Annotated in this window: 25 protein-coding genes; 19 read left to right on the top strand and 6 right to left on the bottom strand. The window is 67.0% G+C overall.

Annotated features, from left to right (window positions below; all coding sequences use genetic code 11):
• Nucleotides 1-852 carry an aldo/keto reductase gene (locus tag CWS39_RS10955; RefSeq protein ID WP_102142946.1) on the bottom strand — a complete coding sequence of 284 codons (852 nt, stop codon included), beginning with the start codon at nt 850-852 and terminating at the stop codon, nt 1-3.
• Between the two features lie 5 nt (nt 853-857).
• Complete coding sequence (locus tag CWS39_RS10950; protein ID WP_102142945.1) at nt 858-1,688, bottom strand: aldo/keto reductase; 831 nt, start codon at nt 1,686-1,688, stop codon at nt 858-860.
• Between CWS39_RS10950 and CWS39_RS10945 the strand changes: the two genes are divergently transcribed.
• From CWS39_RS10945 to CWS39_RS28860, 7 genes are all read left to right on the top strand, one after another.
• Nucleotides 1,687-2,775, top strand: a complete 1,089-nt coding sequence (locus CWS39_RS10945) for an alpha/beta hydrolase (protein ID WP_102142944.1) — start codon at nt 1,687-1,689, stop codon at nt 2,773-2,775. The genes CWS39_RS10950 and CWS39_RS10945 overlap by 2 nt on opposite strands.
• Nucleotides 2,776-2,795: 20 nt before the next feature.
• Nucleotides 2,796-3,569 carry a DsbA family protein gene (locus CWS39_RS10940; RefSeq protein ID WP_102142943.1) on the top strand — a complete coding sequence of 258 codons (774 nt, stop codon included), beginning with the start codon at nt 2,796-2,798 and terminating at the stop codon, nt 3,567-3,569.
• A gap of 4 nt (nt 3,570-3,573) precedes the next feature.
• Nucleotides 3,574-4,206 carry a vitamin K epoxide reductase family protein gene (locus CWS39_RS10935; RefSeq protein ID WP_102142942.1) on the top strand — a complete coding sequence of 211 codons (633 nt, stop codon included), beginning with the start codon at nt 3,574-3,576 and terminating at the stop codon, nt 4,204-4,206.
• A gap of 32 nt (nt 4,207-4,238) precedes the next feature.
• Nucleotides 4,239-7,622 (top strand): pyruvate carboxylase, encoded by a 3,384-nt coding sequence (locus CWS39_RS10930; RefSeq protein WP_102142941.1) that lies wholly within the window; start codon nt 4,239-4,241, stop codon nt 7,620-7,622.
• Complete coding sequence (rsmD, locus tag CWS39_RS10925; RefSeq protein ID WP_102142940.1) at nt 7,619-8,170, top strand: 16S rRNA (guanine(966)-N(2))-methyltransferase RsmD; 552 nt, start codon at nt 7,619-7,621, stop codon at nt 8,168-8,170. Before CWS39_RS10930 ends, rsmD begins: the two co-directional genes overlap by 4 nt.
• 25 nt (nt 8,171-8,195) lie before the next feature.
• Nucleotides 8,196-8,675 (top strand): pantetheine-phosphate adenylyltransferase, encoded by a 480-nt coding sequence (gene coaD / locus CWS39_RS10920; protein ID WP_102142939.1) that lies wholly within the window; start codon nt 8,196-8,198, stop codon nt 8,673-8,675.
• 101 nt (nt 8,676-8,776) lie between these two features.
• A complete protein-coding gene (locus tag CWS39_RS28860; RefSeq protein WP_158240331.1) occupies nt 8,777-8,920 on the top strand; it encodes a hypothetical protein in 144 nt (47 codons plus the stop codon).
• A gap of 105 nt (nt 8,921-9,025) precedes the next feature.
• Here CWS39_RS28860 and CWS39_RS10915 read toward each other — a convergent pair whose 3' ends face one another.
• The 3 genes from CWS39_RS10915 to CWS39_RS28630 form a co-directional block, all read right to left on the bottom strand.
• The gene (locus CWS39_RS10915) at nt 9,026-9,487 is read right to left on the bottom strand and encodes a hypothetical protein (RefSeq protein WP_142386829.1); all 462 of its coding nucleotides are present in this window, start codon (nt 9,485-9,487) and stop codon (nt 9,026-9,028) included.
• A gap of 28 nt (nt 9,488-9,515) precedes the next feature.
• Entirely contained in the window at nt 9,516-10,742 is a 1,227-nt protein-coding gene (locus CWS39_RS10910) for a hypothetical protein (RefSeq protein WP_142386828.1), read from the bottom strand.
• A gap of 257 nt (nt 10,743-10,999) precedes the next feature.
• A complete protein-coding gene (locus CWS39_RS28630) occupies nt 11,000-11,278 on the bottom strand; it encodes a hypothetical protein (RefSeq protein WP_142386827.1) in 279 nt (92 codons plus the stop codon).
• Between the two features lie 166 nt (nt 11,279-11,444).
• Here CWS39_RS28630 and CWS39_RS10905 point away from each other — a divergent pair, with 166 nt between their 5' ends.
• From CWS39_RS10905 to mutM, 5 genes are all read left to right on the top strand, one after another.
• Nucleotides 11,445-12,011: a hemerythrin domain-containing protein gene (locus tag CWS39_RS10905; protein ID WP_102142936.1), complete on the top strand. Its 567-nt coding sequence runs from the start codon at nt 11,445-11,447 to the stop codon at nt 12,009-12,011.
• A 158-nt stretch (nt 12,012-12,169) separates the two neighbouring features.
• Nucleotides 12,170-12,907, top strand: coding sequence for a cell division protein SepIVA (gene sepIVA / locus CWS39_RS10900; RefSeq protein WP_102142935.1), 738 nt, complete (start codon nt 12,170-12,172; stop codon nt 12,905-12,907).
• A 36-nt stretch (nt 12,908-12,943) separates the two neighbouring features.
• Nucleotides 12,944-13,522, top strand: coding sequence for a YceD family protein (locus tag CWS39_RS10895; RefSeq protein WP_102142934.1), 579 nt, complete (start codon nt 12,944-12,946; stop codon nt 13,520-13,522).
• Entirely contained in the window at nt 13,474-14,211 is a 738-nt protein-coding gene (rnc, locus tag CWS39_RS10890; RefSeq protein ID WP_431306113.1) for a ribonuclease III, read from the top strand. The genes CWS39_RS10895 and rnc overlap by 49 nt, the downstream gene beginning before the upstream one ends.
• Nucleotides 14,204-15,058, top strand: coding sequence for a bifunctional DNA-formamidopyrimidine glycosylase/DNA-(apurinic or apyrimidinic site) lyase (mutM, locus tag CWS39_RS10885; protein ID WP_102142932.1), 855 nt, complete (start codon nt 14,204-14,206; stop codon nt 15,056-15,058). The genes rnc and mutM overlap by 8 nt, the downstream gene beginning before the upstream one ends.
• Here the strand turns inward: mutM and CWS39_RS10880 are convergent, their stop codons facing one another.
• On the bottom strand, nt 15,059-15,598 hold the full coding sequence (locus CWS39_RS10880) for an Rv0361 family membrane protein (RefSeq protein ID WP_102142931.1): 540 nt from the start codon (nt 15,596-15,598) through the stop codon (nt 15,059-15,061).
• A 135-nt stretch (nt 15,599-15,733) separates the two neighbouring features.
• Between CWS39_RS10880 and CWS39_RS10875 the strand changes: the two genes are divergently transcribed.
• From CWS39_RS10875 to CWS39_RS10845, 7 genes are all read left to right on the top strand, one after another.
• Nucleotides 15,734-16,150, top strand: coding sequence for an OsmC family protein (locus CWS39_RS10875; RefSeq protein ID WP_102143013.1), 417 nt, complete (start codon nt 15,734-15,736; stop codon nt 16,148-16,150).
• Complete coding sequence (locus CWS39_RS10870; RefSeq protein WP_102142930.1) at nt 16,134-16,418, top strand: acylphosphatase; 285 nt, start codon at nt 16,134-16,136, stop codon at nt 16,416-16,418. Before CWS39_RS10875 ends, CWS39_RS10870 begins: the two co-directional genes overlap by 17 nt.
• A gap of 26 nt (nt 16,419-16,444) precedes the next feature.
• A complete protein-coding gene (smc, locus tag CWS39_RS10865) occupies nt 16,445-20,029 on the top strand; it encodes a chromosome segregation protein SMC (protein WP_102142929.1) in 3,585 nt (1,194 codons plus the stop codon).
• 73 nt (nt 20,030-20,102) lie between these two features.
• A complete protein-coding gene (ftsY, locus tag CWS39_RS10860; protein WP_102142928.1) occupies nt 20,103-21,347 on the top strand; it encodes a signal recognition particle-docking protein FtsY in 1,245 nt (414 codons plus the stop codon).
• Nucleotides 21,348-21,521: 174 nt separating this feature from the next.
• Complete coding sequence (locus CWS39_RS10855) at nt 21,522-22,901, top strand: ammonium transporter (protein WP_199178063.1); 1,380 nt, start codon at nt 21,522-21,524, stop codon at nt 22,899-22,901.
• 5 nt (nt 22,902-22,906) lie between these two features.
• Nucleotides 22,907-23,245, top strand: a complete 339-nt coding sequence (locus CWS39_RS10850) for a P-II family nitrogen regulator (RefSeq protein ID WP_102142927.1) — start codon at nt 22,907-22,909, stop codon at nt 23,243-23,245.
• A 72-nt stretch (nt 23,246-23,317) separates the two neighbouring features.
• Nucleotides 23,318-25,810, top strand: coding sequence for a [protein-PII] uridylyltransferase (locus CWS39_RS10845; protein ID WP_102142926.1), 2,493 nt, complete (start codon nt 23,318-23,320; stop codon nt 25,808-25,810).
• The last annotated feature ends 13 nt before the right edge of the window (nt 25,811-25,823 follow it).

Below are 25,823 nucleotides of genomic sequence, written 5' to 3'. Positions count from 1 at the left end.
CTAAGTGCCCGTGTAGGTCTCGGGGTCGGGCCGGAAGCGGGTGCCGTCGTCGAGGGCGTTGAGCGCGGCCATCTCATCGTCGGTCAACTCGAAATCGAAGACGTCGAGATTCGACGCGATGCGTTCCGGATTGGCAGAACGCGGAATGACGACGTTGCCCAACTGGATGCTCCACCGAATCAACACCTGCGCCGCTGACTTATCGTGGGCTGCAGCGATATTCGCGATCGTCGGGTTGTCCAGCAGCTTGCCGACGCCCAGCGGTCCGTACGCCTCGGTGACGATGTTGTGTTCGGCGTTGACCGCCCGCAGCTCGGCCTGGTTCAGCAGCGGGTGCAATTCGATCTGGTTGACCGCCGGGGTGAAGAACGACAGCTCGATGATGTTCGACAGGTGCTCGGCGTGGAAGTTCGATACCCCGATGGAGCGGACGACGCCGTCCTCGCGCACCTTCATCAACCCGCCCCAGCTGTCGATGTAGCGGCCCTGCTCCTCGGCCGGCCAGTGGATGAGGTAGAGGTCGATGTAGTCGAGGCCGAGTCGCTCCGCGCTGGCGCGGGCGGCGTCCTGTGAGGACTGGAAGCCCTGATCGCTGGTGGCCAGCTTGGTGGTGACGAACAACTCGTCGCGCGGAACGCCCGACGCGGCGACAGCGCGCCCGACGGCGGCCTCGTTGCCGTACGCCGACGCCGTGTCGATCAGGCGGTAGCCGGCCTCCAGGGCCGCCGACACCGCCCGCTCGGTCTCGGCATCCGAGAGTTCGCCGACTCCGAGACCGATGATCGGAATGCTGTTGTCGTCGTTGAGTGTGACGGTGGGAATTGCGGCCGCCGCCCCGTGTGATGGGGTCATGTCACCTACCCTGTGAAGTTGAAGGTTCGTGGATCGGGACCCAATCGCGTTCCGTCCTCGAGCGAAGAAATGGACGCCATGTCCTTCTCGCTCAACTCGAAATCGAACACGTCGAAGTTGCTCACAATCCGCTCAGGGTTCACCGACTTGGGGATGACGATATTACCGAGTTGTATATGCCACCTAATCAGTACCTGGGCGGCGGTCTTCCCGTGCGCGTCAGCAACCGCGGTGACGGTCGGATTGGTCAATAGCGAGCCCTGACCGAGCGGACTCCACGCCTCGGTGGCGATGCCCAATTGTGCGTGCACTTCCCGCAATTCGCGCTGCGGCAGCAGCGGGTGCAGTTCGATCTGGTTGACAGCCGGCACGATTCCGGTCGCGTCGATCAGAATCCGCAAATGTTCGGGTTCGAAGTTGCTGACGCCGATCGAGCGGATCCGGCCTTGGTCCCGCAGCTGCGAGAACGCCTTGAAGGTCTCGACGAACAGGTTCTTCGCGGGCACCGGCCAATGGATGAGGTACAGATCCAGATATTCCAGTCCGAGACGCTGCATGCTGGCGTCGAACGCCGCCAGCGTGCTGTCGTAGCCCTGATCGGCGTTCCACAGCTTGGTGACGACGAACACCTCGTCGCGGGCGATACCGGATCCGGCGATGGCGCGGCCGACCTCGCGTTCGTTGAAGTAGCCCGCGGCCGTGTCGATATGCCGGTATCCCGCATCCAGGGCTGCGCTCACCGCGCGCTCGGTATCTTCGGGTGGCGTCTGCCAGACGCCCAATCCAACCTGGGGAATCGAATATCCGTCGTTAAGCGTGATCAGGGGAGCCGACATGACCCAAAGTCTGCCAGGGACGCTCAGGACGAGCCGCGTCAAGGACGCCGTTCTCGACGTCGCGACGAAGGCGACGCTGAACCTGCTGCCCCGTACGCCCGACCGCGTCAAGCGGCTGCTGCTGGGTGGGCGGTCGATCACGGTCGACGGCAACACGCTGGACACCACGATGCAGTTGATGCTCGCCGGGCAGCGGGCCGCGGGCATGCGCGGGCTGTTCGTCAGCGACGATGTGGCGGTCTCTCGGGCAGAACTGGACAAGACGGTGGCGATGTTGACCGTCGATCTGCCGGTCGACGTGACCGATCTCTCGCTGCCCGGTCCGGCCGGCGACCTCCCGGCCCGTCACTACCGCGCGACCGAACGCGACGCCCCGCTGCTGGTCTTTTTCCACGGCGGGGCCTTCGTCCTGGGCGGCCTCGATTCCCACGACAGCCTCTGCCGGCTGATCTGCCGCGACGGCCAGCTCAACGTGTTGGCCGTCGACTACCGGTTGGCGCCCGAACACAAGGCGCCCGCCGCCGCCGACGACGCCTACGCCGCGTATCGATGGGCGGCCGACCACGCCGCGGAACTCGGCGCCGACCCGGCACGCATCGCGGTGGGCGGCGACAGCGCGGGCGGCAACCTCGCCGCGGTGGTGTCGCAACGGTCGCGCAACGACGATGTGCCGTTGCCGACGCTGCAACTGCTCATCTATCCGGTCACCGACCTGTGCAGCGCCACCCGGTCCAAGACGTTGTTCGCGGAGGGCTATTTCTTGACCAACCGGGATATGGAACTGGCCAGGATCCACTACACGGACGGCGCCGCGGTGGAGCCCACCGATCCGGTGGTGGCGCCGCTGCTGGCCGAGGACCTGTCCGGGCTGCCGCCGGCGATGGTGCTGACCGCCGGCTTCGATCCGCTCCGCGACGAGGGCCACCAGTACGCCGAGGCGATGCGTGCGGCGGGCGTCCCCGTCGACCACCGCCAGTACGGCTCGTTGATCCACGGCTTCGCGAGCTTCTTCTCCCTCGGCGGCGGCAGCGCCCACGCGACTGCGGAGATGATCTCGGCGCTGCGAGCGCATCTCAGCCGCCGCTGACCGGCCGGTACGCTTACCCCGTGGCCACGAAACCGAAGAAGAACGCCAAATACGACCTGAAGGCCGCCGATCGCAAGCGCAATCTGCTCATCCAGATCGGCCTGACCGCTGTCGTCGTGGTGTTCGCCGTCGCACTGGTGCTCTACATCGTGATGTCGGCCGAGGACAAGCCGGCCTCCGGCGACGCGAAGTCCGTCCGGGTGACGTCGAGCAAGTTGATCACCAAGGAGGGCACCAGCGAGCCCAAGGTGGTGCTGTCGCTCTACGAGGACTTCCTGTGCCCGGCGTGCGGCAACTTCGAGCGCCAGTTCGGACCCACCATCAGCAAGGCCATCGACACCGGCGCCATCGCGGCCGACTACTACATGGTCGGCATTCTCGACCGCGTCGGCGACGGCTACTCGTCGCGCGCGGGCGCCGCGGCGTACTGCGTCGCCGATGAGTCGATCGACGCGTTCCGGCGGTTCCACTCCGCGCTGTTCACCAAGGGCATCCAGCCCGAAGAGGGCAGCGGCGTCTACCCGGACAACGCCCGCCTCATCGAGCTGGCCCGCCAGGCCGGCGCTGCGGGCAGCGTCCCGGAATGCATCAACAAGGGCCGCTACGTCGAAATGGTGGAGGGCTTGGCCGCCGCCACCGGCGTCCGCTCGACCCCGACGGTGAAGATCAACGGCGAGGAGTACGACCCGTCCACGCCGGACGCGCTGGTGGCCAAGATCGAGGAGATCGTCGGCGACATTCCGGAGCTGCAAGCGGTGACGCCGCAACCCGAGCCTGCACCGGCGAGGCCATGACGCCATGACCGTCGCCGCGCCGCGCACGACCGGAGCAGCCGAGACCCCGGCTGCACCGCCGTCCGGCGCGACGGTGCGCACTCCGAGCGCAATCTTTGTGCTGATTGCGGGACTTGTCGGGCTGGCCGCATCGCTCACCCTGACCGTGGAGCGGGTGCGGCTGCTGGAGAACCCCGACTACGTGCCGTCGTGCAGCCTGAACCCGGTGCTGTCATGCGGCTCGGTGATGGTGACCCCGCAGGCCGAGGCGTTCGGCTTCCCGAACCCACTGATCGGCATCGTCGCGTTCACGCTGGTCGTGGTGACCGGTGTGCTGGCTGTTGCGAAGGTCGCGCTGCCGCGGTGGTACTGGGGCGGGCTGGCCGTCGGCACCCTTCTCGGCACGGCATTCGTGCACTGGCTGATCTTCCAGAGCCTCTATCGCATCGACGCGTTGTGCCCGTACTGCATGGTGGTGTGGGCGGTGACGATTCCGCTGCTCGTCGTGGTGTCGTCGATCGCGTTGCAGCCATTGGCGACGAATTCCGCGGCGCGGTTCGCCTACCAATGGCGGTGGTCGCTGACGGCGCTGTGGTTCACCGCGCTGATTCTGCTGATCCTGGCGCGGTTCTGGGACTACTGGTCGACCCTTCTCTAGGCCCTCACACCAGCGGCGGGATAAGGTAGCGCGTGATCTCTAAAGTCCTGGTAGCCAACCGCGGGGAAATCGCGATCCGCGCGTTCCGCGCTGCCTACGAAATGGGCATCGCCACCGTCGCGGTGTACCCGTACGAGGACCGCAATTCGCTGCACCGGCTCAAGGCCGACGAGTCGTATCAGATCGGGGAGAAGGGCCATCCGGTCCGCGCATATCTGTCGGTCGACCAGATCGTCGCGACCGCGCGGCGGTCCGGGGCCGACGCCATCTATCCCGGCTACGGCTTCCTGTCGGAAAACCCCGAACTCGCCGCGGCCTGCGCGGCCGCCGGCATCACCTTCGTCGGACCGGGAGCGGAGATCCTGGAGCTGGCAGGCAACAAGTCGCGGGCCATCGCGGCGGCGCGGGAGGCCGGACTGCCGGTGCTCAACTCCTCGGCGCCGTCGTCCTCGGTCGACGAACTGATGGCCGCCGCCGAGACGATGCAGTTCCCGTTGTTCGTCAAAGCGGTGTCCGGCGGTGGGGGACGCGGCATGCGCCGCGTCGCAAGCATGGACGCGCTGCAGGAGGCGATCGAAGCCGCGTCGCGCGAGGCCGAGTCGGCGTTCGGCGACCCGACCGTCTACCTCGAGCAGGCGGTGGTGAACCCACGCCACATCGAGGTGCAGATCCTGGCCGACACCCACGGCAACGTCATGCACCTGTTCGAGCGTGACTGCAGCGTGCAGCGCCGCCACCAGAAGGTCATCGAACTGGCGCCCGCGCCGAACCTGGATCCGCAACTGCGCGAACGGATCTGCGCCGACGCGGTGGCGTTCGCCCGCCAGATCAACTACAGCTACGCGGGCACCGTGGAATTCCTGCTCGACGAGCGCGGCAACTACGTGTTCATCGAGATGAACCCGCGCATCCAGGTCGAGCACACCGTCACCGAAGAGATCACCGACGTCGACCTGGTGGCCAGCCAGATGCGCATCGCCGACGGGGAGACGCTCGAAGACCTTGGCCTAAGCCAGGATTCGCTGCAGATCCGCGGTGCGGCGATGCAGTGCCGGATCACCACCGAGGACCCCGCCAACGGGTTCCGGCCCGACACCGGCCGCATCACCGGCTACCGCTCACCGGGCGGCGCGGGCATCCGCCTCGACGGCGCAGCACATCTGGGCGCCGAGATCGGCGCGCACTTCGACTCGATGCTGGTGAAATTGACCTGCCGCGGACGGGATTTCAACGCCGCGGTCGCACGTTCGCGTCGTGCGCTGGCCGAGTTCCGGGTCCGTGGCGTGTCGACGAATATCCCGTTCCTGCTCGCCGTGGTGACCGACTCGGACTTCCGGGCAGGCCGGATCAATACCTCGTTCATCGACGACCGCCCGTACCTGCTGACCGCCCGGACGCCGGCCGACCGTGGCACCAAGATCCTCAACTACCTCGCCGACGTCACGGTCAACCAGCCGCACGGACCGCGTCCGTCGACGGTGTATCCGCACGACAAACTGCCGAAGATCGATCTGGAAGCGGTGCCGCCGCGGGGCAGCAAGCACCTGCTCACCGAGATCGGGCCGGAGGCGTTCGCGCGGTGGCTGCGCGAGACGAAGTCCGTCGGTGTCACCGAGACGACGTTCCGCGACGCGCACCAGTCGCTGCTGGCCACCCGCGTGCGCACCAACGGGCTGTTGATGGTGGCGCCCTACATCGCGCGGATGACACCGCAACTGCTGTCCATCGAGTGCTGGGGCGGCGCGACTTACGATGTGGCGCTGCGGTTTTTGAAGGAAGACCCGTGGGAGCGGTTGGCCGCTATCCGTGAGGCGGTGCCCAACATCTGCCTCCAGATGCTCCTGCGCGGCCGCAACACCGTCGGCTACACCCCGTATCCGGAGACCGTCACCAAGGCGTTCATCGAGGAGGCGACGGCCACCGGCATCGACATCTACCGCATTTTCGACGCACTCAACAACGTCGAGTCGATGCGGCCCGCGATCGACGCCGTACGCGAAACCGGAACGGCGATAGCCGAAGTCGCGATGAGCTACACCGGCGATCTGTCCGATCCCGGCGAAAAGCTCTACACCCTGGACTATTACCTCAAGCTGGCCGAGCAGATCGTCGACGCCGGCGCGCACATCCTGGCGATCAAGGACATGGCCGGGCTGCTGCGGCCCCAAGCCGCAACGGCGTTGATCAGCGCGCTGCGCAGCCGATTCGACCTTCCGGTACACGTGCACACCCATGACACCCCGGGCGGGCAGCTGGCCACCCTGATGGCGGCGTGGCAGGCCGGGGCCAACGCCGTCGACGGGGCCGCCGCGCCGCTGGCCGGCACCACCAGCCAGCCTGCGCTCTCGTCGATTGTGGCGGCGGCCGCGCACACCGAATACGACACGGGGTTGTCGCTTTCGGCGGTGACCGATCTCGAGCCGTACTGGGAGGCGCTGCGAAAGGTCTACGCGCCCTTCGAGTCTGGGCTGCCCGCACCGACGGGCCGGGTCTACCATCACGAGATCCCTGGCGGCCAGCTGTCGAACCTGCGCCAGCAGGCGATCGCATTGGGCCTGGGCGACCGCTTCGAAGCGATCGAGGACAACTACGCCGCCGCTGACCGGATCCTGGGCCGGCTGGTCAAGGTGACACCGTCATCGAAGGTGGTGGGCGATCTGGCGCTGGCGCTGGTGGGTGCGGGGATCACCGCCGACGAATTCGCCGCCGACCCGTCGCGTTTCGACATTCCCGACTCGGTGATCGGTTTCTTGCGGGGTGAGCTGGGTGATCCGCCCGGCGGCTGGCCGGAACCGTTGCGCTCCAAGGCGCTTGCGGGCCGTCCACCGGCCAGACCGCAGCAAGAGCTGACCCCCGAAGACGAAGAGGTTCTCGCACAGCCGGGGCCGAAGCGGCAGGCCGCGTTGAACCGCCTGCTGTTCCCCGGCCCCACAAAGGAATTCGAGGCGCACCGCGAGCTGTACGGCGATACGTCGAGCCTGTCGGCGAACCAGTTCTTCTACGGCCTGCGCCACGGCGAAGAGCACAAGGTAAAGCTCGAGCGCGGTGTCGAGCTGTTGATCGGGCTGGAAGCGATTTCCGATCCCGACGAGCGCGGTATGCGCACGGTGATGTGCATCTTCAACGGCCAACTGCGGCCGGTGCTGGTGCGCGATCGCAGCATCGCCAGTGAAGTGCCCGCCGCCGAAAAGGCCGACCGCGCCAACCCCGATCACGTCGCGGCGCCGTTCGCGGGCGTCGTCACCGTGGGCGTCGCTGTCGGTGACGAGGTGAGTGCGGGACAAACCATCGCCACCATCGAGGCGATGAAGATGGAGGCCGCCATCACCGCGCCGAAGGCGGGCAAGGTGCAACGCGTCGCCGTCTCGGCCACCGCGCAGGTCGAAGGCGGCGACTTGCTGGTGGTGGTCAGCTGACCCGCATCGTCGCCGGGAAGTTCGGCGGACGCCGGATTGCGGTGCCGCGCACCGGGACCCGGCCGACCACCGATCGGGTGCGCGAATCGCTGTTCAACGTGTTGACGGCCCGCCTGGATTTCTCCGGCTTGGCTGTACTCGATCTCTATGCCGGTTCGGGAGCTCTTGGGCTGGAAGCTCTTTCCCGTGGAGCGGCCTCGGTGGTGTTCGTCGAATCGGATCAGCGGGCGGCGGGCGTGATTTCGCAGAACATCGGTGCGCTCGATGTTTCCGGCGCGACGGTGCGCCGCGGGCCCGTCGCGAAGGTGCTGGCGGCAGGGCCAGATCGGCCGGTGGATTTGGTGTTGGCCGACCCGCCGTACGACATCGGTTCGGGCGAAATCGAGGCGGTAGTCGCGGCGTTGGCCAGTCATGGTTGGACGACGGCGGGCACGGTGGTGGTCATCGAGCGGCCGGGCACAGCTGAACCGTTGAAATGGCCGGACGGCTGGACGGAGTGGCCGCCGCGCCGTTACGGCGATACCCGCATCGAGATGGCGCAGGCGTGAAGCCGCCCTGCTAGCGTCGTCACCCATGAGCGGCGCGGTATGCCCAGGATCCTTCGATCCGGTGACCCTCGGCCACATCGACGTTTTCGAGCGTGCGTCGGCGCAATTCGATGAGGTCGTCGTCGCGATCCTGATCAATCCCAACAAGAAGGGGATGTTCAGCCTCGAGGAACGCATCGCGATGATCGAGGAGTCGACGACGCACCTGCCGAATCTGCGGGTCGAGTCGGGCGAGGGTCTGGTGGTCGACTTTGTGAAGTCGCGCGGGCTGACGGCGATCGTCAAGGGGCTGCGCACCGGCACCGACTTCGAGTACGAGCTGCAGATGGCGCAGATGAACAAGCACATCGCCGGCGTCGACACGTTCTTCGTCGCCACCAGGCCGACCTATTCGTTCGTGTCGTCGTCGCTGGCGAAAGAAGTGGCGTCACTGGGCGGCGACGTCTCCGAACTTTTGCCCGAGCCGGTGAACCGGCGGCTGCAGGAAAAGCTGCGCGGCGGGTAGCTTTGGGGCGTTTTGGGCACCAGTCCGACAGCTGACGCGTTAGGGCGGTTGGTTACTGTCGCTCGCCCTGCTGTGTCAGACCCACACCCGATACTCGGCTCATGAGCATCATCTCCGATTTGCCGCACATGGTGGCGGGACCTCTTGTCAGTTTCCTGATCGCCTCGGGCCCGGCGTGGATCGCGGCAAAAGCTAAATTGCGCAACAACACCTCCGTCCACAATCACCGGCTGCGGCAGAGGTAGCCATTCGGTCACACAGCGCCTGATATCGCCAAGCGAGCCCGTGTCGGCAATGAAATCAGTAGGTGACTGAAACTGGAAAAGCGGGTGAGAGAAACCGCTTGGTAGTTATTCACCCATCGCGGTAATGACGACGATGGGTGCGTTCTCGGCGAGGAACACCTTTGCCTTCACCTGGTTTGAGGTGAACGCCATATCCAAGGCGTCGCTAGCCCGAAACTGGCCCTGGGGCAGCGCGTCCGCAAGAGTTGTCCAGACATCGGGTTGGACGGATGTGGGTGCAGGTGAAAACTTCTCGGCAAGCTGACGCGCGGTCTCTGGTGTGAGCTCCACGATGGCGTCGATCCAGTACAACGACGGGCCTGGCACATCGGGATCGCCCATATTGCCGCTCACCCATGACGCCGAAACGGGGCTGCCCAATGCAGGGAAGCGCTTGGTCAGCGGCTCGAGGTCGTGGCGTACAGGGTTCGCGTCACGCTTCTGCGCCGATGTTTGCACAGTCTGTTCTCCGTCGCGTTCGGCTACTGGCTGACCATTACAAGCGGCCGCCAACAGCATGACCAGCACAGCTACGATGCCCGGAAGCCATTTGCGATCACGGCAGGCCGACTCGTCCCGTCCCACGGTTGTTTGACGGCCAGTCTGGGAATGAGCCCGCGCTGCCTCTGCCATCTACACGATCCTCCCGTCCAGGGTTGAACTGAGGCCCTCCGGCTTCGCCGGACGGAGCGCTGCCCAGTTCCCACGTGATTGTCCGAGTCACCGAGCCAGACGAATCGAAAGGCTTGGCCCACCCAACTTCTGCGAACCGACCATTGACCTCGTCCGGTGTTCCCGTCCCGATGTCCGTCTCGCCGCGGTTGAAGTTGTAGTGGTCCTCGGCGTGCACGGTGACTTCCATGGTGACCTTGTTGCCGTCGACTCGGACATCCGCACTACTCCATTGCTGATATCCGCCGATGGCCTTCTGCCAGTTCTCGGTAACGGGATATTCCTTCGTCGCCGACGCGTTGCCGGTCATCGAAAACGACGTGTTGCCCGCGCGAACAAGGTCCTCGGCAGCGCGTTGTGCACGCGCGATTTCGGCGTTCACGTTCGCGCGCACACCAGTGTCCTCGCGGTACGCCTCCTCGTAGTCGAACACGATCGGCTTGCCATCGTTGTCCCAGTAGTGCTCGTACATCGCGGTGGCGTCATCTAGATCAGGTCGTAGTAGCCGCCCGCCGGCCAACTTTGCTTGCCACTCGGCGCGGTCACGCCAGTCCTTCAATGTGGGACTTTGAGATCCGTACTCAAAGTCTTCATCCCACTCCAGCTTCGGTTTGGTCGGTGGGCCGATGACGAACCCCTCTGACTCGCTCGGCAACGGGCCAGCTGGATCCGAGTCGGTCTGCGGATCCGATGATTCGGCACCGTCTTCATCGCGTTCGATCTGATTGTCGACGGCCTGTATGTGGGGTTCGCCCGTCTTGTCGGTACCAGCGTTGTTCCAATGTTGCGGAAGCATGGCGTCTAATGCGATGGCACCAGCTGAGAGCTTCGCGCCGACTTGGGCGTCTTCTGCCGCAAGCGCTTTGGCCCAGGTCATGATGGCGTCCTGGTGCTCCTTGGCGATGGCTTCCCGCGCCAAGCAGAGGTTCAGCTCACGCGTGGTGTAGCTGTGTTTGTCGGTGACCGTGAGGTCTTCGCCCACCTCGAACTCGTCGTCTTCGGCCTGGCTGATCGCTTCGAGAGCGCGATTACGTAATTGGAAGAGGTTTTGCGCACCGAGATCGGCGACCTTGGCCATCTCGCGCTTGTGGTCGGCGGCCCGGTACACCACGCCGCGGTCACCGTAGGCACGTTCCTGGGCTGTATCGGCGGCTTCACCCTCCCATTCGGTGCCGCCAGGTGCAGACAACTGCTGCGCGTGGGCGTCGGCGGCCGCCTCAGCCTTCTCGGCCTGCGATCGCAACCACGAGGCGGTACTCGACAGATGGTCGATATCAGAAATCCAGCCGTCGATCTGCGACCGAGAGGGAACACCCGGGCCTGACGTCGCCGGCGCCGGCGCTGAGACAAGCCCAGCAGGTATCGAGCTCACAACGACACCGCCGAGATGCCACCCGCTGCCTCGCCGTCGGTTGTGATGTAGCTATCGGCCGCCGTCTGCGCGGACTGCCCGTGGTGTAACAAACGTGCGCTGTAGGCCTCCATGAATGAGGAAACCGACGCGACAAGCGCGGCCGCGCCCGCGCCAGATGGTTTACTGCCACCAGATGCGCCGCTGGTTTCACCAAGTCGGCCCGCATGTTCGCTCAGCGTCGCGGACGCCGCGAGCAGCCCTTCCGGGTTAACCGAGAGACGGCGATCTGGCACTTGAATACAACCCCCGTGATCGGCGACGACGTCCCAAAGTGTATTAGCTGTCGCACGTTGGGACCGCGCTGTCCAAAACGCGCTGATGTGTGCGCGGCGATTAACCCGTGGCCGCGGCGGGTACAGGCGGGTAGCCGGTCCCACAACAGCTGCGGAGGTAACCGCCGTGACACAGACATTCGTTCAGTCCGCCGATGACGTCGTCGCCTTCCTCACGGCGCAGCACAACCTGATCAAGGACATGTTCGACGACGTGCTGTCGGCGTCGAGCACCAAAGCGCGCGAGAAGGCGTTCGTCGACCTTCGCCAGTTGTTGGCGGTGCACGAGACCGCCGAAGAGATGGTGGTTCATCCGCGTGTGCGGCACGAAGTTCGCGGCGGCGACGAGATCGTCGACGCCCGCCTCCACGAGGAACACGCGGCCAAAGAACAGCTGTCGAAGCTCGAGAGCATGGACGTCGATTCGAAGGAGTTCATCGACGCGCTCACGAAGTTCCGCGACGCCGTCGCCGACCATGCCGATCACGAGGAGAACGAGGAGTTCAACAAGCTTCAGCGCAACCTGGCGGCCGACGACCTCAAGCGGATGGAGAAGGCGGTCCAGGCCGCCGAGGCCCTCGCGCCGACGCGCCCGCACCCCGGAGTCGAGTCCGCCAAGATGAACTTTGCTGTGGGCCCGTTCGCGTCGATGCTGGATCGTGCACGTGACGCGATCGGTGCCGCGCTGAGGTGACCGGCCAGGACGCCTCGTCGTACCTGCAGGTTTCGGCGGCCGACGGCGTCGTGCATATTGGGCATGTGCCCGGTGGCGACACACCGACCGTGCTGCACTGTCACAGGCGTAACACCAGGCACACTAGTAACAAATAACTTCGCCTGGAGGATGTTGCCGTGTACCGAGTATTTGAAGCGCTCGACGAGCTGGGCGCCATTGTCGAAGAAGCACGCGGCGTGCCGATGACCGCCGGCTGCGTGGTGCCCCGCGGCGATGTCCTCGAGCTAATCGACGACATCAAGGACGCCATCCCCGGTGAACTCGACGACGCCCAGGATGTGCTCGACGCCCGGGATTCGCTCCTGCGTGAGGCCAAGGAGCACTCGGACTCGATGGTGTCGACGGCCAGCGCGGAGGCCGATTCGATGCTCAACCACGCCCGCGCCGAGGCGGACCGGCTGCTCGCCGACGCCAAGGCACAGGCCGACCGCATGGTCGCCGAGGCCCGTCAGCACAGCGAACGCATGGTCGCCGAAGCGCGTGAGGAGGCGGCCCGCGTCGCCGCCACGGCAAAGCGTGAGTACGAGGCCGCCACCGGCCGAGCCAAGGCCGAAGCCGACCGGCTCATCGAAAGCGGCAACCTGGCCTACGAGAAAGCCGTGCAAGAGGGCATCAAGGAACAGCAGCGACTGGTGTCGCAAACCGAGATCGTTTCGACCGCGAACGCTGAGGCCACCCGGTTGATCGACGCCGCCCACGCCGAAGCGGACCGGTTGCGCGGCGAATGCGACATCTATGTCGACAGCAAACTCGCCGAGTTCGAGGACTTCCTCAACGGGACCCTGCGCTCGGTGGGGCGCGGCCGTCACCAGCTACGCACCGCGGCCGGCACGCACGACTACGCGGCACGCTGACCGGTCGGCGGCTGTTGCCGCCGTAGGATTGGCGTCATGGCGAGACAAGCGAACGCGAAGGCGCACCGCGCGTCCCGATCGCCGCTCGTGTTGAACGTTTCGCGGCTGGGCCGGCGGCCCGGGTCGATGCTGAGTATCCACGAAACCGTGGTCAGCCCGTCGCGCATCGGCGTGGCCCTGGTGGCGATCGAGGCGGGCGCGCCGCTGGAACTCGATCTGCGGATGGAATCCGTTTCGGAGGGCGTACTGGTCACCGGCACCGTGTCGGGGCCGACCGTCGGCGAATGCGCGCGCTGCCTGAGCCCGACGGCCGGACAGGTGGAGATCGAACTGACGGAGCTGTTCGCCTATCCCGACAGCGCCACCGACGAAACCACCGAATCCGACGAAATCGGGCGCGTGGTGGACGAAACCGTCGATTTGGAGCAGCCGATCGTCGATGCCGTCGGGCTGGCCCTGCCGTTCTCCCCGTTGTGCGGTCCGGACTGCATCGGCCTGTGCCCGGACTGCGGCATCCCGCTGGCCACCGCCGAACCCGGCCACCACCACGACAAGCTCGACCCCCGATGGGCCAAACTGGCCGCGCTGCGCGACCAGATCGGAGACGAGTCGTGACGGTCGACCGCGCGCCGCTGCTCGAGGCGCTGGGCGTCGATCTGCCCGACGAACTGCTCACCATTGCCCTGACCCATCGCAGCTACTCCTACGAGAACGGCGGGCTGCCCACCAACGAGCGCCTGGAGTTCCTCGGCGACGCCGTGCTCGGGCTGACCGTCACCGAAGAGCTCTACCACCGCCATCCCGACAAGTCCGAAGGCGATCTGGCCAAGCTGCGCGCCAGCGTCGTCAACACCCAGGCGCTGGCCGATGTGGGCCGCCAACTCAGCGACAAGGGCCTGGGCGCGTTCCTTTTGCTCGGAAAGGGCGAGGAGAACTCCGGCGGCGCCGACAAGTCCAGCATTCTCGCTGATGGCGTCGAATCCCTTTTAGGCGCAATCTATTTGGAACACGGCGCCGAGGTGACTCGCGAAGTGATCCTGCGACTGTTCGGTGAGCTGCTCGATACGGCGCCGACCCTGGGCGCGGGACTGGACTGGAAGAGCAGCCTGCAAGAGCTGACCGCCGCCCGCAATCTGGGCGCCCCGTCCTACGTCGTGACGGCGACGGGCCCCGATCACGACAAGGAATTCACCGCGACCGTCGTCATCGCCGACACGGAATACGGCACGGGCGTCGGCCGGACGAAGAAAGAGGCGGAGCTCAAGGCCGCCGCGGCGGCATGGACTGCGCTGGATAGTGCCTGAACTTCCCGAAGTAGAGGTCGTCCGTCGCGGTCTGGACGCGCACGTCGTCGACAAGGCCATCACCGCGGTGCGGGTGCACCATCCCCGGGCGGTGCGCCGGCACGAGGCGGGTCCCGCCGACCTGACCGCGCGGCTGCTGGGGGCGCGCATCGTCGGAACCGGTCGGCGCGGAAAGTACCTGTGGCTCACGCTTGATGACGGTTCGGCATTGGTGGTGCACCTCGGCATGAGCGGGCAGATGCTGCTGGGCGATGTGCCGAACGAGAACCATCTGCGCATCGCGGCGTTGCTCGACGACGGCACCGCGCTGAGCTTCGTCGACCAGCGCACGTTCGGCGGCTGGATGCTTGCCGACATTGTCACCGTCGACGGCAGCGACGTACCGGCGCCCGTCGCGCATCTGGCGCGTGATCCGCTGGACCCGCAATTCAACCGCGACAGTGTCGTCACGGTGTTGCGCCGCAAGCATTCTGAGATCAAGCGCCAGTTGCTCGACCAGACAGTCGTCTCCGGTATCGGCAACATCTACGCCGACGAGGCGCTGTGGCGGGCGCGATTGCACGGCGGCCGGCTCGCGTCGTCGTTGAGCCGTCGCCAGCTCGGCGAGCTGCTCGACGCGTCGGCGACGGTGATGAGCGAGGCGCTGGGCCAGGGCGGCACATCGTTCGATTCGCTCTATGTCAACGTCAACGGCGAATCCGGCTACTTCGAGCGCTCGCTGGACGCCTACGGCCGCGAAGGTGAGCCGTGCCGGCGCTGCGGCGCGGTCATGCGGCGGGAGAAGTTCATGAACCGCTCGTCGTACTACTGCCCGAAATGCCAACCGCGCCCGCGGGTGCGGCGCTGATCACCGGATCGGCGGCATCCCCGGCATGTCGCTCATGCAGATCTTCCACTCGCCACTTTCCTTGCGGAAGTACATCTTTGATGTCCCGGCCTTGTTCTCGACCCGCGCCGTGGCCTTGTCACCGTTGACCTCGATGTCGCTGATGGTGGACGACGGGTCCGGTTCCTGCGGGGCAATCTCGTTTGCGTCGAGGCCCATGTCGTCAATCTTCTCGAGCAACTTCTGATCTGCCTCGCAGAAGTACGGCATCGCATCGGAGATGTCGCTGCTGCTGTCCAGCGACGGTGCTGCGAGTAACGCCCGGATCGCCTCCTCGTCTGGGGACTCCGAGCCCGCAGCGGTCGGGGAGCCGGAACTGTCCGAGGTGGCGACCACGGCGACGATTCCGGCCACCGCGAGGAGTACGACGACGGCCACGGCACCGAAGATCAGCAGCGAGCGATTCCCGCCGGGCGTCGGCGGCGGGTATTGACCCTGCGGCGGCATGCCGTAGCCGTAGGGCTGAGGTGGGGATCCCGGCGGGATGGGGGGATAGGTCATCGTCGTCCAGTTCGTTGATCGTGTCGGCGCCCGCAAGCCTAACGTCGTCGGCCCTGATTGCGCCGAAATGGAATTCCGGGCGGCGAAGTCACGCTGTTGGCGACCGGGAATTCCATTTCGGCGAAGATGGGGACCATGACGGAACTGTGGGTCGAGCGCACCGGTGTGCGCAGCTACACCGGACGCAGCAGCCGCGGCGCGCAGGTGCTCGTCGGCAACGAGGATGTCGACGGCGTGTTCACGCCGGGCGAGCTGATGAAGATCGCCCTCGCGGCCTGCAGCGGCATGGCCAGCGACCAGCCGCTGAGACGCCGCCTCGGCGACGACTACGGGGCGACGATCAAGGTGTCCGGCCCGCCCGACCGTGAGCAGGAGCGCTACCCGCTGCTCGAAGAGCGCATGGAACTCGATCTGTCCGGATTGTCCGACGCCGAACGGGCGCGCGTGATCACCGTCGTCGAACGCGCCATCGACCAGGTCTGCACCGTCGGCCGCACCCTCAAGTCCGGGACCAAAGTGACATTTGAGGTGAAAGATGTCGGCCGAGCCTGAGGTTCGCCTCACCGCCTGGGTGCACGGCTACGTCCAGGGCGTCGGGTTTCGGTGGTGGACACGCGCACGGGCGCTCGAACTCGGGCTGAGGGGGTTTGCCTCCAACCGGCCCGACGGGCGCGTGCAGGTCGTCGCGCAGGGGCCCCGCGACAAATGTCAACGCTTGCTTGAGCTCCTGCAAAGTGGGAAAACGCCGGGATCGGTCGACAAGGTCATCGCCGATTGGTCAGAACCCGGCGACCCGATGCCGGGCTTCAGCGAGCGATAGCCCTTGCGGCGGTAGTCTGGCCAGTCGTGCACCTCAAGAGTCTGACGCTGAAGGGCTTCAAGTCCTTTGCTTCGCCGACGACTCTGCGCTTCGAGCCGGGCATCACCTGCGTCGTCGGCCCCAACGGCTCGGGCAAGAGCAACGTCGTCGACGCGCTGACGTGGGTGATGGGCGAACAGGGCGCCAAGACGCTGCGCGGCGGCAAGATGGAAGACGTCATCTTCGCCGGCACCTCGTCGCGTGCGCCGCTCGGTCGCGCCGAGGTCACCGTCACCATCGACAACTCCGACAACTCGCTGCCGATCGAATACTCCGAGGTGTCGATCACCCGTCGGATGTTCCGTGACGGCGGCAGTGAATACGAAATCAACGGCAGCAGTTGCCGTTTGATGGATGTGCAGGAACTGCTGTCTGATTCCGGTATTGGCCGCGAAATGCACGTCATCGTCGGGCAGGGCAAGCTCTCGGAGATCCTGGAGTCGCGCCCCGAGGACCGCCGGGCGTTCATCGAGGAAGCCGCCGGCGTGCTCAAGCACCGCAAGCGCAAGGAAAAAGCGGTCCGCAAACTCGACGCGATGTCGGCCAACCTGGCCCGGCTGACCGACCTGACCACCGAACTGCGTCGCCAGCTCAAACCACTGGGCCGCCAGGCCGAGATGGCCCGTCGCGCCCAGACCATCCAGGCCGACCTGCGCGACGCCCGGCTGCGGCTGGCCGCCGACGACCTGGTCACCCGCCGCGCCGAGTTCGAGAACACCAACGCGGCGGAGACGACGCTGCGGCGCGAACACGACGAGATCGCCACCCGGCTCGACGCCGCGACCGCGGCATTGGAGGGCCACGAAGCAGCCGTCTCCGGTCTGTCTGAACGCGCCGAAGAAGCGCAGCAGACCTGGTTCCGGTTGTCCGCCTTGGCCGAACGCGTCAGCGCGACGGTGCGCATCGCCAGCGAGCGCGCCCAGCTGCTCGACGCCGAACCCGAACCGTCCACCGGCGCCGACCCCGACGCGCTGGAGGCCGAGGCCGACGAGATGGCGGCGCGCGAACAGCAGCTGCTCGCCGAGCTCACCGAATCGCGGACGCGCCTGGAAGCCGCCCGTGCCGAGCTGACCGAGCGTGAGCGGGTCGCGGCCGAGGCGGAACGGGCGCATCTGGCCGCCGCGCGCGCCGAAGCGGACCGCCGCGAGGGGTTGGCCCGGCTGGCCGGTCAGGTGGACACCATGCGCACCCGTGTCGAATCCATCGACGAAACCGTCGCGCGGCTGTCGGCGGGCATCGAGGAGGCGGCCGCCAAGGCGCAGCAGGCGCAAGCCGAGTTCGAAACCGTGCAGGGCCGCGTCGGCGAGCTCGACGCGGGTGAGGTCGGCCTCGACGAACACCACGACCGCACCGTCGCCGCGCTGCGGCTGGCCGACGAACGTGTCGCCGAACTTCAGGCGGCCGAGCGTGCTGCCGAACGCCAGGTGGCTTCGCTGCGGGCCCGCATCGACGCGCTGTCGGTGGGGCTGGACCGCAAGGACGGCGCGGCGTGGCTGCAGCGAAACCACAACGGCGCAGGGCTTTTCGGGTCGATCGCGCAGCTGCTCAAGGTGCGGCCCGGCTACGAGGCAGCGGTGGCGGCGGTGCTCGGCGCAGCTGCCGATGCCGTCGCCGCCGAGGATTTCGGTGCCGCCCGCTCGGCGGTGGCCGCGCTGAAAGCATCCGACGGCGGACGCGCCGCGATCGTGCTCGGCGACTGGCCGCATGATGGGGCACCCGTCGCGGACCCGCTGCCCGACGGCGCCGTGTGGGCGATCGACCTGGTCGAGACGCCGCCGCGGCTGCACGGCGCCATCACCGCGATGCTCTCCGGTGTGGCGGTGGTGCGCGACCTCTCCGCGGCACTGGACCTGGTCGCGTCTCGCCCGCAGCTCAAGGCGGTGACCGCCGACGGTGACCTGGTTGGAGCGGGCTGGGTCAGCGGCGGCTCGGACCGCAAACCGAGCACGCTGGAGATCACCTCCGAAATCGACAAGGCCCGCGCCGAATTGGAGGCGGCCGAGAAGCAGACTCGCGAGCTGTCGGCGGCGTTGTCCGGTGCGCTGGCCGAGCAGTCGGCGCGGCAGGATGCGGCCGAGCAGGCGCTGGCGGCGCTCAACGAATCCGACGCGGCGATTTCGGCGATCTACGAGCAGCTGGGCCGGCTGGGGCAGGAGGCCCGCGCCGCCGACGACGAGTGGCAGCGGCTGATCAAACAGCGCGACGAGCTCGAGGCCGGCCGGGCCCGCACCGTCGAGGAGCTCGCGGAGCTCGAGTCGCGACTGCACAACGCCGAGCAGGCGCCGACGTTTGACGCCGAACCGGTCGACCGCCAGGCGTCGATGGCCGCCGCCGAGACGGCCCGTGCCGCCGAGGTGGAGGCTCGGCTGGCCGTGCGCACCGCCGAAGAACGTGCGAATGCCGTTCGCGGACGGGCGGATTCATTGCGACGGGCCGCGGCCGCCGAGCGCGAGGCGAGGCTGCGCGCGCAGCGCGCCCGCGAGGCGCGTGAGCACGCCGCCGCGGTGGCCGCCGCGGTCGCCGAATCGGGACGCCTGGTGGCCCAGCGGTTGAGCGCGGTGGTGTCGGTGGCCTCCCGCACGCGCGACCAGCTGGCGGCCGAACGCCAGCGCCGGGCCGCCGCGTTGGCCAAGGCCCGCGAGGAGGTCACCGAGCTGGGCGCCAAGCTGGCCTCGCTCACCGATGCGCTGCACCGCGACGAAGTCGCCAAAGCCCAAGCGACACTGCGCATCGAGCAGTTGGAGGCTCAGGTGCTCGAGCAGTTCGGCATGGCGCCGGCCGACCTGATCGCGGAGTACGGCCCCGACGTGCCGCTGCCGCCGTCGGAGTTGGAGATGGCCGAGTACGAGCAGGCACGCGAGCGTGGCGAGCAGGTGACCGCGCCGGCCCCGATGCCGTTCGACCGGCCCACGCAGGAGCGGCGGGCCAAACGCGCCGAGCGGGAACTGGCCGAACTCGGCCGGGTCAACCCGCTGGCGCTGGAGGAGTTCGCCGCGTTGGAGGAGCGTTACAACTTTTTGTCCACGCAACTCGAGGACGTGAAAGCCGCCCGCAAGGATCTGCTCGACGTCATCGCAGACGTCGACGATCGCATCCTGCAGGTGTTCGCCGAGGCCTACGCCGACGTGGAACGCGAGTTCCGCGAAGTGTTTTCGGCGTTGTTCCCCGGCGGTGAGGGCCGGCTGCTGCTCACCAACCCCGACGACATGCTGACCACCGGCATCGAGGTCGAGGCCCGCCCGCCGGGCAAGAAGATCAAGCGGCTGTCGCTGCTGTCCGGTGGCGAGAAGTCGCTGACCGCGGTGGCGATGCTGGTCGCGATCTTCCGCGCCAGGCCGTCGCCGTTCTATGTCATGGACGAGGTGGAGGCCGCGCTCGACGACGTCAACCTGCGCCGGCTGCTCGGGCTTTTCGAGCAACTGCGGGCGCAGTCGCAGCTGATCGTCATCACCCATCAGAAGCCGACGATGGAAGTCGCCGACGCGCTGTACGGCGTAACGATGCGCGACGACGGCATCACCGCGGTGATCAGCCAGCGCATGCGCGGCCAGGAACTGGTCGGCGCCGGGTAACGTGCGATTTCGGCGCGCGCAGTCGCGGTGAGCGCGACCGAGCGCGCCGAAATCGCTCTGAGACAATGGCGGCGTGATCGAAAGTGTTGGGCTAGGCCTCTGGATCGCGATCGCGGTCATCGCTGTATTGCTGATCGCTGCTCTGGTCGTCGGGTTGGCGCTCTATCGCCGCCGTCGGATCCGACTGTCGCGGCCCGACACGGCCACGCCGATCGACCGCTCCGGCGGCTACACCGCGTCCTCGGGCATCACATTCGCTCAGTCAGCTCCCGCTGAGGAGCGCCTCGACACCACCGGCCTGCCCGCCGTCGGCGATGACGCCACCATTCCCCGCGATGCCCCCAAACGCCCCATCGCCGACGTGCAACTGCCCGAGCCACCGCAAATCGACACCATCGCCCCGCCTGAAGGGCGGTTGGACCGGCTGCGCGGACGGCTCGCCAAGTCGCAGAACGCGCTGGGTCGCAGCATGCTCGGCCTGCTCGGCGGCGGCGACCTCGACGAGGACTCGTGGCAGGAGGTCGAGGACACCCTGCTGATCGCCGACCTCGGCCCCGTCGTCACCGATTCCGTGGTCACCGCGCTGCGGTCGCGGATGGCCAGCAGCAACGTGCGCACCGAGACCGACGCCAGGGCGGTGCTGCGCGAGGTGCTGATCTCCGAGCTGCGACCCGACATGGATCGCTCCATCAAGGCCTTGCCGCACGACGACAAACCCTCGGTGCTGCTGGTCGTCGGCGTGAACGGCACCGGCAAGACCACCACCGTCGGCAAGCTGGCCCGCGTGCTGGTCGCCGACGGTCGTCGGGTGGTGCTCGGCGCGGCCGACACGTTCCGGGCCGCGGCCACCCATCAGTTGCAGAGCTGGGCATCGCGGGTTGGGGCACACGTGGTCACGGGGCCCGAAGGATCTGATCCCGCGTCGGTGGCGTTCGACGCCGTCGACGCCGGCATCAAGGACGGCGCCGACGTCGTGGTCATCGACACCGCTGGCCGGCTGCACACCAAGACCGGTCTGATGGACGAGCTCGGCAAGGTCAAGCGGGTGGTCGACAAGCGCGCCAGGGTCGACGAGGTGCTGCTGGTGCTCGACGCGACCATCGGGCAAAACGGCTTGCCGCAGGCCCGGGTGTTCGCCGAAGTCGTGGACATCACCGGGGTGGTGCTGACCAAACTCGACGGCACCGCCAAGGGCGGCATCGTGTTCAGGGTGCAGCAGGAACTGGGTGTGCCGGTGAAGCTGGTCGGCCTCGGTGAAGGACCCGACGACCTTGCGCCGTTCGAGCCCGCCGCGTTCGTCGACGCCCTGCTCGGCTAGCGGCACGGCGCCGAAAACACCTGATGTAACACCGGCGAAACGTCGGTCCCGCATCCGTTCACACGAGCGAAACACCCCTGCGTCTTAGCCGAAACAACCACTGCGCATTGTCTTGGACCAGGTCAATGGTCGTAAATCCTTGCGGCCGTGGCGTGTCGAAGGAGGAATCTGCGAGTGGACCAATTCCCGACGATGGGTATACCGGACACCGGTGACACAGCGTGGATGTTGATAAGCGCTGCACTGGTGCTCCTGATGACGCCTGGTCTGGCGTTCTTCTACGGCGGCATGGTTCGCGCCAAGAGTGTGCTCAACATGATCATGATGAGCATCAGCTCCATGGGTGTGGTGACTGTCCTGTGGGTGCTCTACGGCTACTCGCTGGCCTTCGGCAATGACGTCGGCAACCTGTTCGGCGACCCCACGCAGTTCTGGGGACTCAAGGGCCTGATCGGTGGCAATGCCAGCGCGGAGGTCATCGCGGATCCGGCCGCGGGCGTCGAGGCGGCCGAAGCGGTCACCATCCCGCTGGTGGGCACGATGCCGGCCACCGTGTTCGTCGCCTTCCAATTGATGTTCGCCATCCTCACCGTCGCGCTGATCTCCGGCGCGGTGGCCGACCGGATGAAGTTCGGCGGCTGGCTGCTGTTCGCCGGCCTGTGGGCGACGTTCGTCTATTTCCCTGTCGCACACTGGGTCTTCTCGTTCGACGGCGTCACCGCCGAAACCGGTGGCTGGATCGCCAACAAGCTTGCGGCCATCGACTTCGCCGGTGGCACAGCGGTTCACATCAACGCCGGCACCGCGGGCCTAGTGCTCGCGATCATTCTGGGCAAGCGCAAAGGGTGGCCCACCACGCCGATGCGTCCGCACAACCTGCCGTTTGTGATGCTGGGCGCCGGGCTGCTGTGGTTCGGCTGGTACGGCTTCAACGCCGGATCCGCCACTGCCTCAGGAGGTTTGGCCGGCTCGACGTTCGTCACGACGACGGTGGCCACCGCGGCGGCCATGCTGGCATGGCTGTTGACCGAACGCATCCGCGACGGCAAGGGCACGTCACTGGGTGCGGCGTCGGGCATCGTCGCGGGTCTGGTCGCGATCACGCCCTCCTGCTCTTCGGTGAACGTGCTCGGCGCGTTGGTGATCGGCGCCTGCGCGGGTGTGTTGTGCGCGCTCGCGGTTGGGCTGAAGTACAAACTGGGATACGACGACTCACTCGACGTGGTGGGTGTGCACCTTGTCGGTGGTCTGGTCGGCACGCTGCTCGTCGGCCTGGTCGCCGCGCCGGAGACGGGTGCCGGTGTGGCCGGCCTGTTCTACGGCGGCGGATTCGACCAACTTTGGCGCCAGGCGGTTGGCGCAGGGGCGGTTCTGATCTATTGCGCCATCGCTACGGCTATCTTGGCTTTCGTAGTGAAGTTCACTGTGGGGCTGCGTCTTGCCGAGGAAGATGAAGCAGCCGGCGCCGACGAAGCCGAACATGCGGAAAGCAGTTACGACTTCGCGGCAGTCGGTGGTAGCTCGGTTCTTGGTCGTCACGGCGCGGAGGAATGAGGGAAATGAAGCTGATCACTGCGATTGTCAAGCCGTTCACGCTCGAAGATGTCAAGACCGGCCTGGAACAGACCGGGATCCTCGGGATGACCGTCAGTGAGGTGCAGGGCTACGGGCGCCAGAAGGGCCACACCGAGGTGTATCGCGGTGCCGAGTACTCGGTGGACTTCGTGCCCAAGGTGCGTGTGGAGGTCGTCGTCGATGACTCCGCGGTCGACAAGGTGGTGGACGTCATCGTGCAGGCCGCACGCACCGGAAAGATCGGCGACGGCAAGGTGTGGGTCAGCCCCGTCGACACGGTGGTCCGAGTCCGCACCGGTGAGCGGGGGTCTGACGCACTCTAAGTGGTAGGAGATGTCGTCTCCCGGCCGTGTACCGAGTGAGCGTTAATGGGCAAGGGCCGGGGGAGGGCTGAAATGATAAGAAACACACCAGATCCCGCCTCCGGGGCTTCTCGATGGGAAGCCCCGGAGGCGGCATCGTCACGACCTGCCACCGACCTCGCCGCCGCCGCCGAACAACTGCTGTCCGGCGGTACCCGCCAGCTGGACGCCGCTGCGCTTCGTGAAGCCCTGCTGGATCTGCACGAGTTCTGGCTCACCACAAAGGCCGCCGAGATCGGCATCACCCCAACCAGTGGATTCGCGATCGTCGCCACCGGTGGGCTCGGCCGCGGCGAACTGATGCCGTACTCCGACCTGGATCTGATGCTGTTGCATGACAACATGCCCGTCGAGGTCGTCAGCCAAGTCGCCGAGATGCTGTGGTATCCGTTGTGGGACGCCAACATTCGGATCGATCACAGCGTGCGCACGGTGCCGCAAGCGCTGAAGGTCGCCGGCGAGGACATCTCCGCCGGCCTGGCGATGCTCGACGTCCGCCACATCGCCGGCGATTCCGACCTGTCGTCGCTGCTGATCGGCGGGGCGCGCAGCCAGTGGCGCACCGGCATCGCTTCGCGCTTCGACGAACTCGTCGAGCACACCCAATCGCGTTGGCAGCGCAGCGGTGAAATCGCCCACCGCGCCGAACCCGACCTCAAGAGCGGTCGCGGCGGGCTGCGCGACGTGCAGTTGCTCAACGCGTTGGCGATGGCGCAATTGGCGGACGTCTATCCCAGTCGATCGCTGGCCTCACCGACCGGCTCTCTGGGCGATGCGCACCTCGCCCTGCTCAACGTCCGCACCGAACTGCACCGCGTATCCGGCCGTGGCCGTGAACAACTTCTCGCCCAGCATGCCGACGAGATCGGCGCCGCTTTGCGCATCGGCGACCGCTTCGACCTCGCCCGCATGCTCAGCGATGCAGCGCGCACGGTGAGCTACTACGTCGACGCCGGGCTGCGCACCGCCGCCAACGCGCTGCCGCGGCGGGGGTTCGCCGCGCTGCGCCGCCCCGTGCGTCGTCCGCTCGATGAAGGCGTCATCGAGTTCGCCGGCGAAGTGATCCTGGCCCGCGACGCGCGTCCGGAACGGGATCCGGGCCTGATCTTGCGGGTGGCCGCGGCCTCGGCGACCGCCGGGTTGCCGATGTCGGCGTCCACGCTGAGCCGGCTTGCCGAACACGCGCCCGAACTACGCACACCCTGGCCTCGCCAGGCGCTCAAGGATCTGCTCGTCATGCTGGCGGCCGGCCCCGCCACCGTCGCCACAATCGAGGCGCTGGACCGAACCGGCTTGTGGGGCAGGCTTTTTCCTGAATGGGGCACGGTGCGCGACTTGCCTCCGCGAGACGTCGTCCACATCTGGACGGTCGACCGTCATCTCGTCGAAACCGTCTGGCGAGCAAGCGCGTTCACCACACGGGTGTCGCGGCCGGACCTGCTGGTGCTGGGCGCGCTTTTGCACGACATCGGCAAGGGCCGCGGCGGCGACCACAGCGTCATCGGCGCCGAATTGGCCACCCAGATCGGCACCCGTCTCGGCATGTGGCCGTCGGACATCGACGTGCTGGCCAAGATGGTGCGCTACCACCTGCTGCTGCCCGACACCGCAACCCGCCGTGACCTGCAGGACCCCAAGACCATCGACACCGTCGTCGACGCACTCGGCGGCGACCCGGTGTTGTTGGAGCTCTTGCATGCGCTCGCCGAGGCGGATTCATTGGCCACCGGCCCAGGGGTGTGGGGCGACTGGAAGGCCTCGCTGATCGGCGACCTGGTCCGGCGCTGCCGGCTGGTGATGGCCGGCGAGCCGCTGCCGCAGCCCGATCCCATTGAACCCCGGTATCTTTCGCTCGCCGCCGAGGTGGGCGTGCACGTCGAACTGACACCGGCCGACAGCCCGCACATCTACAACGTGACGATGATTGCCCCCGACCGGCGCGGCCTGCTGAGCAAGGCGGCGGGTGTGCTGGCGTTGAACAAGCTGCGGGTGCACTCGGCGTCGGTGAACAGCCACGAAGGCTCGGCCATCAATACCTTCGTCGTATCACCGCATTTCGGCTCCCCGCCCGCCGCGGAGCTGCTGCGCCAGCAGTTCATCCTCGCCCTGGGCGATGAGCTCGACGTGACCGGCTCGCTCGAACAACGTGAGCGCGAGGCGGCCCAGCACGGCACCCGTCGCGCCGGCGAGATACCCGCCGCGGTCCCGGGCAACCACGTGCACGCACCACCGCGCGTGCTGTGGTTCGACGGGCACACGCCGGGGGAGTTGGTGGTACAGGTGCGGGCCACCGACCGGGCGGGACTGTTGGCGAAGCTGACGGCCGTTTTCGAGCGCGACGGCGTGGACATCGCCTGGGCCAAGGTCACCACGATGGGCTCGTCCGTCGTCGACGCGTTCTGCATCAGCCTCGGCAGCGGCCCAGCGTCAGCCGATGAGTCGGCCGTTCGCGCCGAGCTCGAACGCGACCTGTACGCGGTGCTGCCCGCGCCCGCGCCCGCAAAGGCTGCTGAGCAAGCCAGCTAAGTCCGGTGGGCAA

The organism is Mycobacterium hubeiense, from assembly GCF_002838065.1.
GTDB lineage: Bacteria > Actinomycetota > Actinomycetes > Mycobacteriales > Mycobacteriaceae > Mycobacterium > Mycobacterium hubeiense.
This window is presented reverse-complemented; position numbering and strand designations above follow the sequence as displayed.

What these genes read in the sequence shown, in the direction of transcription:
- CWS39_RS28860 (WP_158240331.1), top strand. Translation starts at nt 8,777, where the DNA reads ATGAGCATCATCTCCGATTTGCCGCACATGGTGGCGGGACCTCTTGTC.
- CWS39_RS10950 (WP_102142945.1), bottom strand. Translation starts at nt 1,688, where the DNA reads ATGTCGGCTCCCCTGATCACGCTTAACGACGGATATTCGATTCCCCAG.
- CWS39_RS10845 (WP_102142926.1), top strand. Translation starts at nt 23,318, where the DNA reads ATGATAAGAAACACACCAGATCCCGCCTCCGGGGCTTCTCGATGGGAA.
- CWS39_RS10945 (WP_102142944.1), top strand. Translation starts at nt 1,687, where the DNA reads ATGACCCAAAGTCTGCCAGGGACGCTCAGGACGAGCCGCGTCAAGGAC.
- CWS39_RS10895 (WP_102142934.1), top strand. Translation starts at nt 12,944, where the DNA reads ATGGCGAGACAAGCGAACGCGAAGGCGCACCGCGCGTCCCGATCGCCG.
- CWS39_RS10955 (WP_102142946.1), bottom strand. Translation starts at nt 852, where the DNA reads ATGACCCCATCACACGGGGCGGCGGCCGCAATTCCCACCGTCACACTC.
- CWS39_RS10880 (WP_102142931.1), bottom strand. Translation starts at nt 15,598, where the DNA reads ATGACCTATCCCCCCATCCCGCCGGGATCCCCACCTCAGCCCTACGGC.
- CWS39_RS10875 (WP_102143013.1), top strand. Translation starts at nt 15,734, where the DNA reads ATGACGGAACTGTGGGTCGAGCGCACCGGTGTGCGCAGCTACACCGGA.
- CWS39_RS10870 (WP_102142930.1), top strand. Translation starts at nt 16,134, where the DNA reads ATGTCGGCCGAGCCTGAGGTTCGCCTCACCGCCTGGGTGCACGGCTAC.
- CWS39_RS10850 (WP_102142927.1), top strand. Translation starts at nt 22,907, where the DNA reads ATGAAGCTGATCACTGCGATTGTCAAGCCGTTCACGCTCGAAGATGTC.
- rnc (WP_431306113.1), top strand. Translation starts at nt 13,474, where the DNA reads ATGGGCCAAACTGGCCGCGCTGCGCGACCAGATCGGAGACGAGTCGTG.
- coaD (WP_102142939.1), top strand. Translation starts at nt 8,196, where the DNA reads ATGAGCGGCGCGGTATGCCCAGGATCCTTCGATCCGGTGACCCTCGGC.
- CWS39_RS10935 (WP_102142942.1), top strand. Translation starts at nt 3,574, where the DNA reads ATGACCGTCGCCGCGCCGCGCACGACCGGAGCAGCCGAGACCCCGGCT.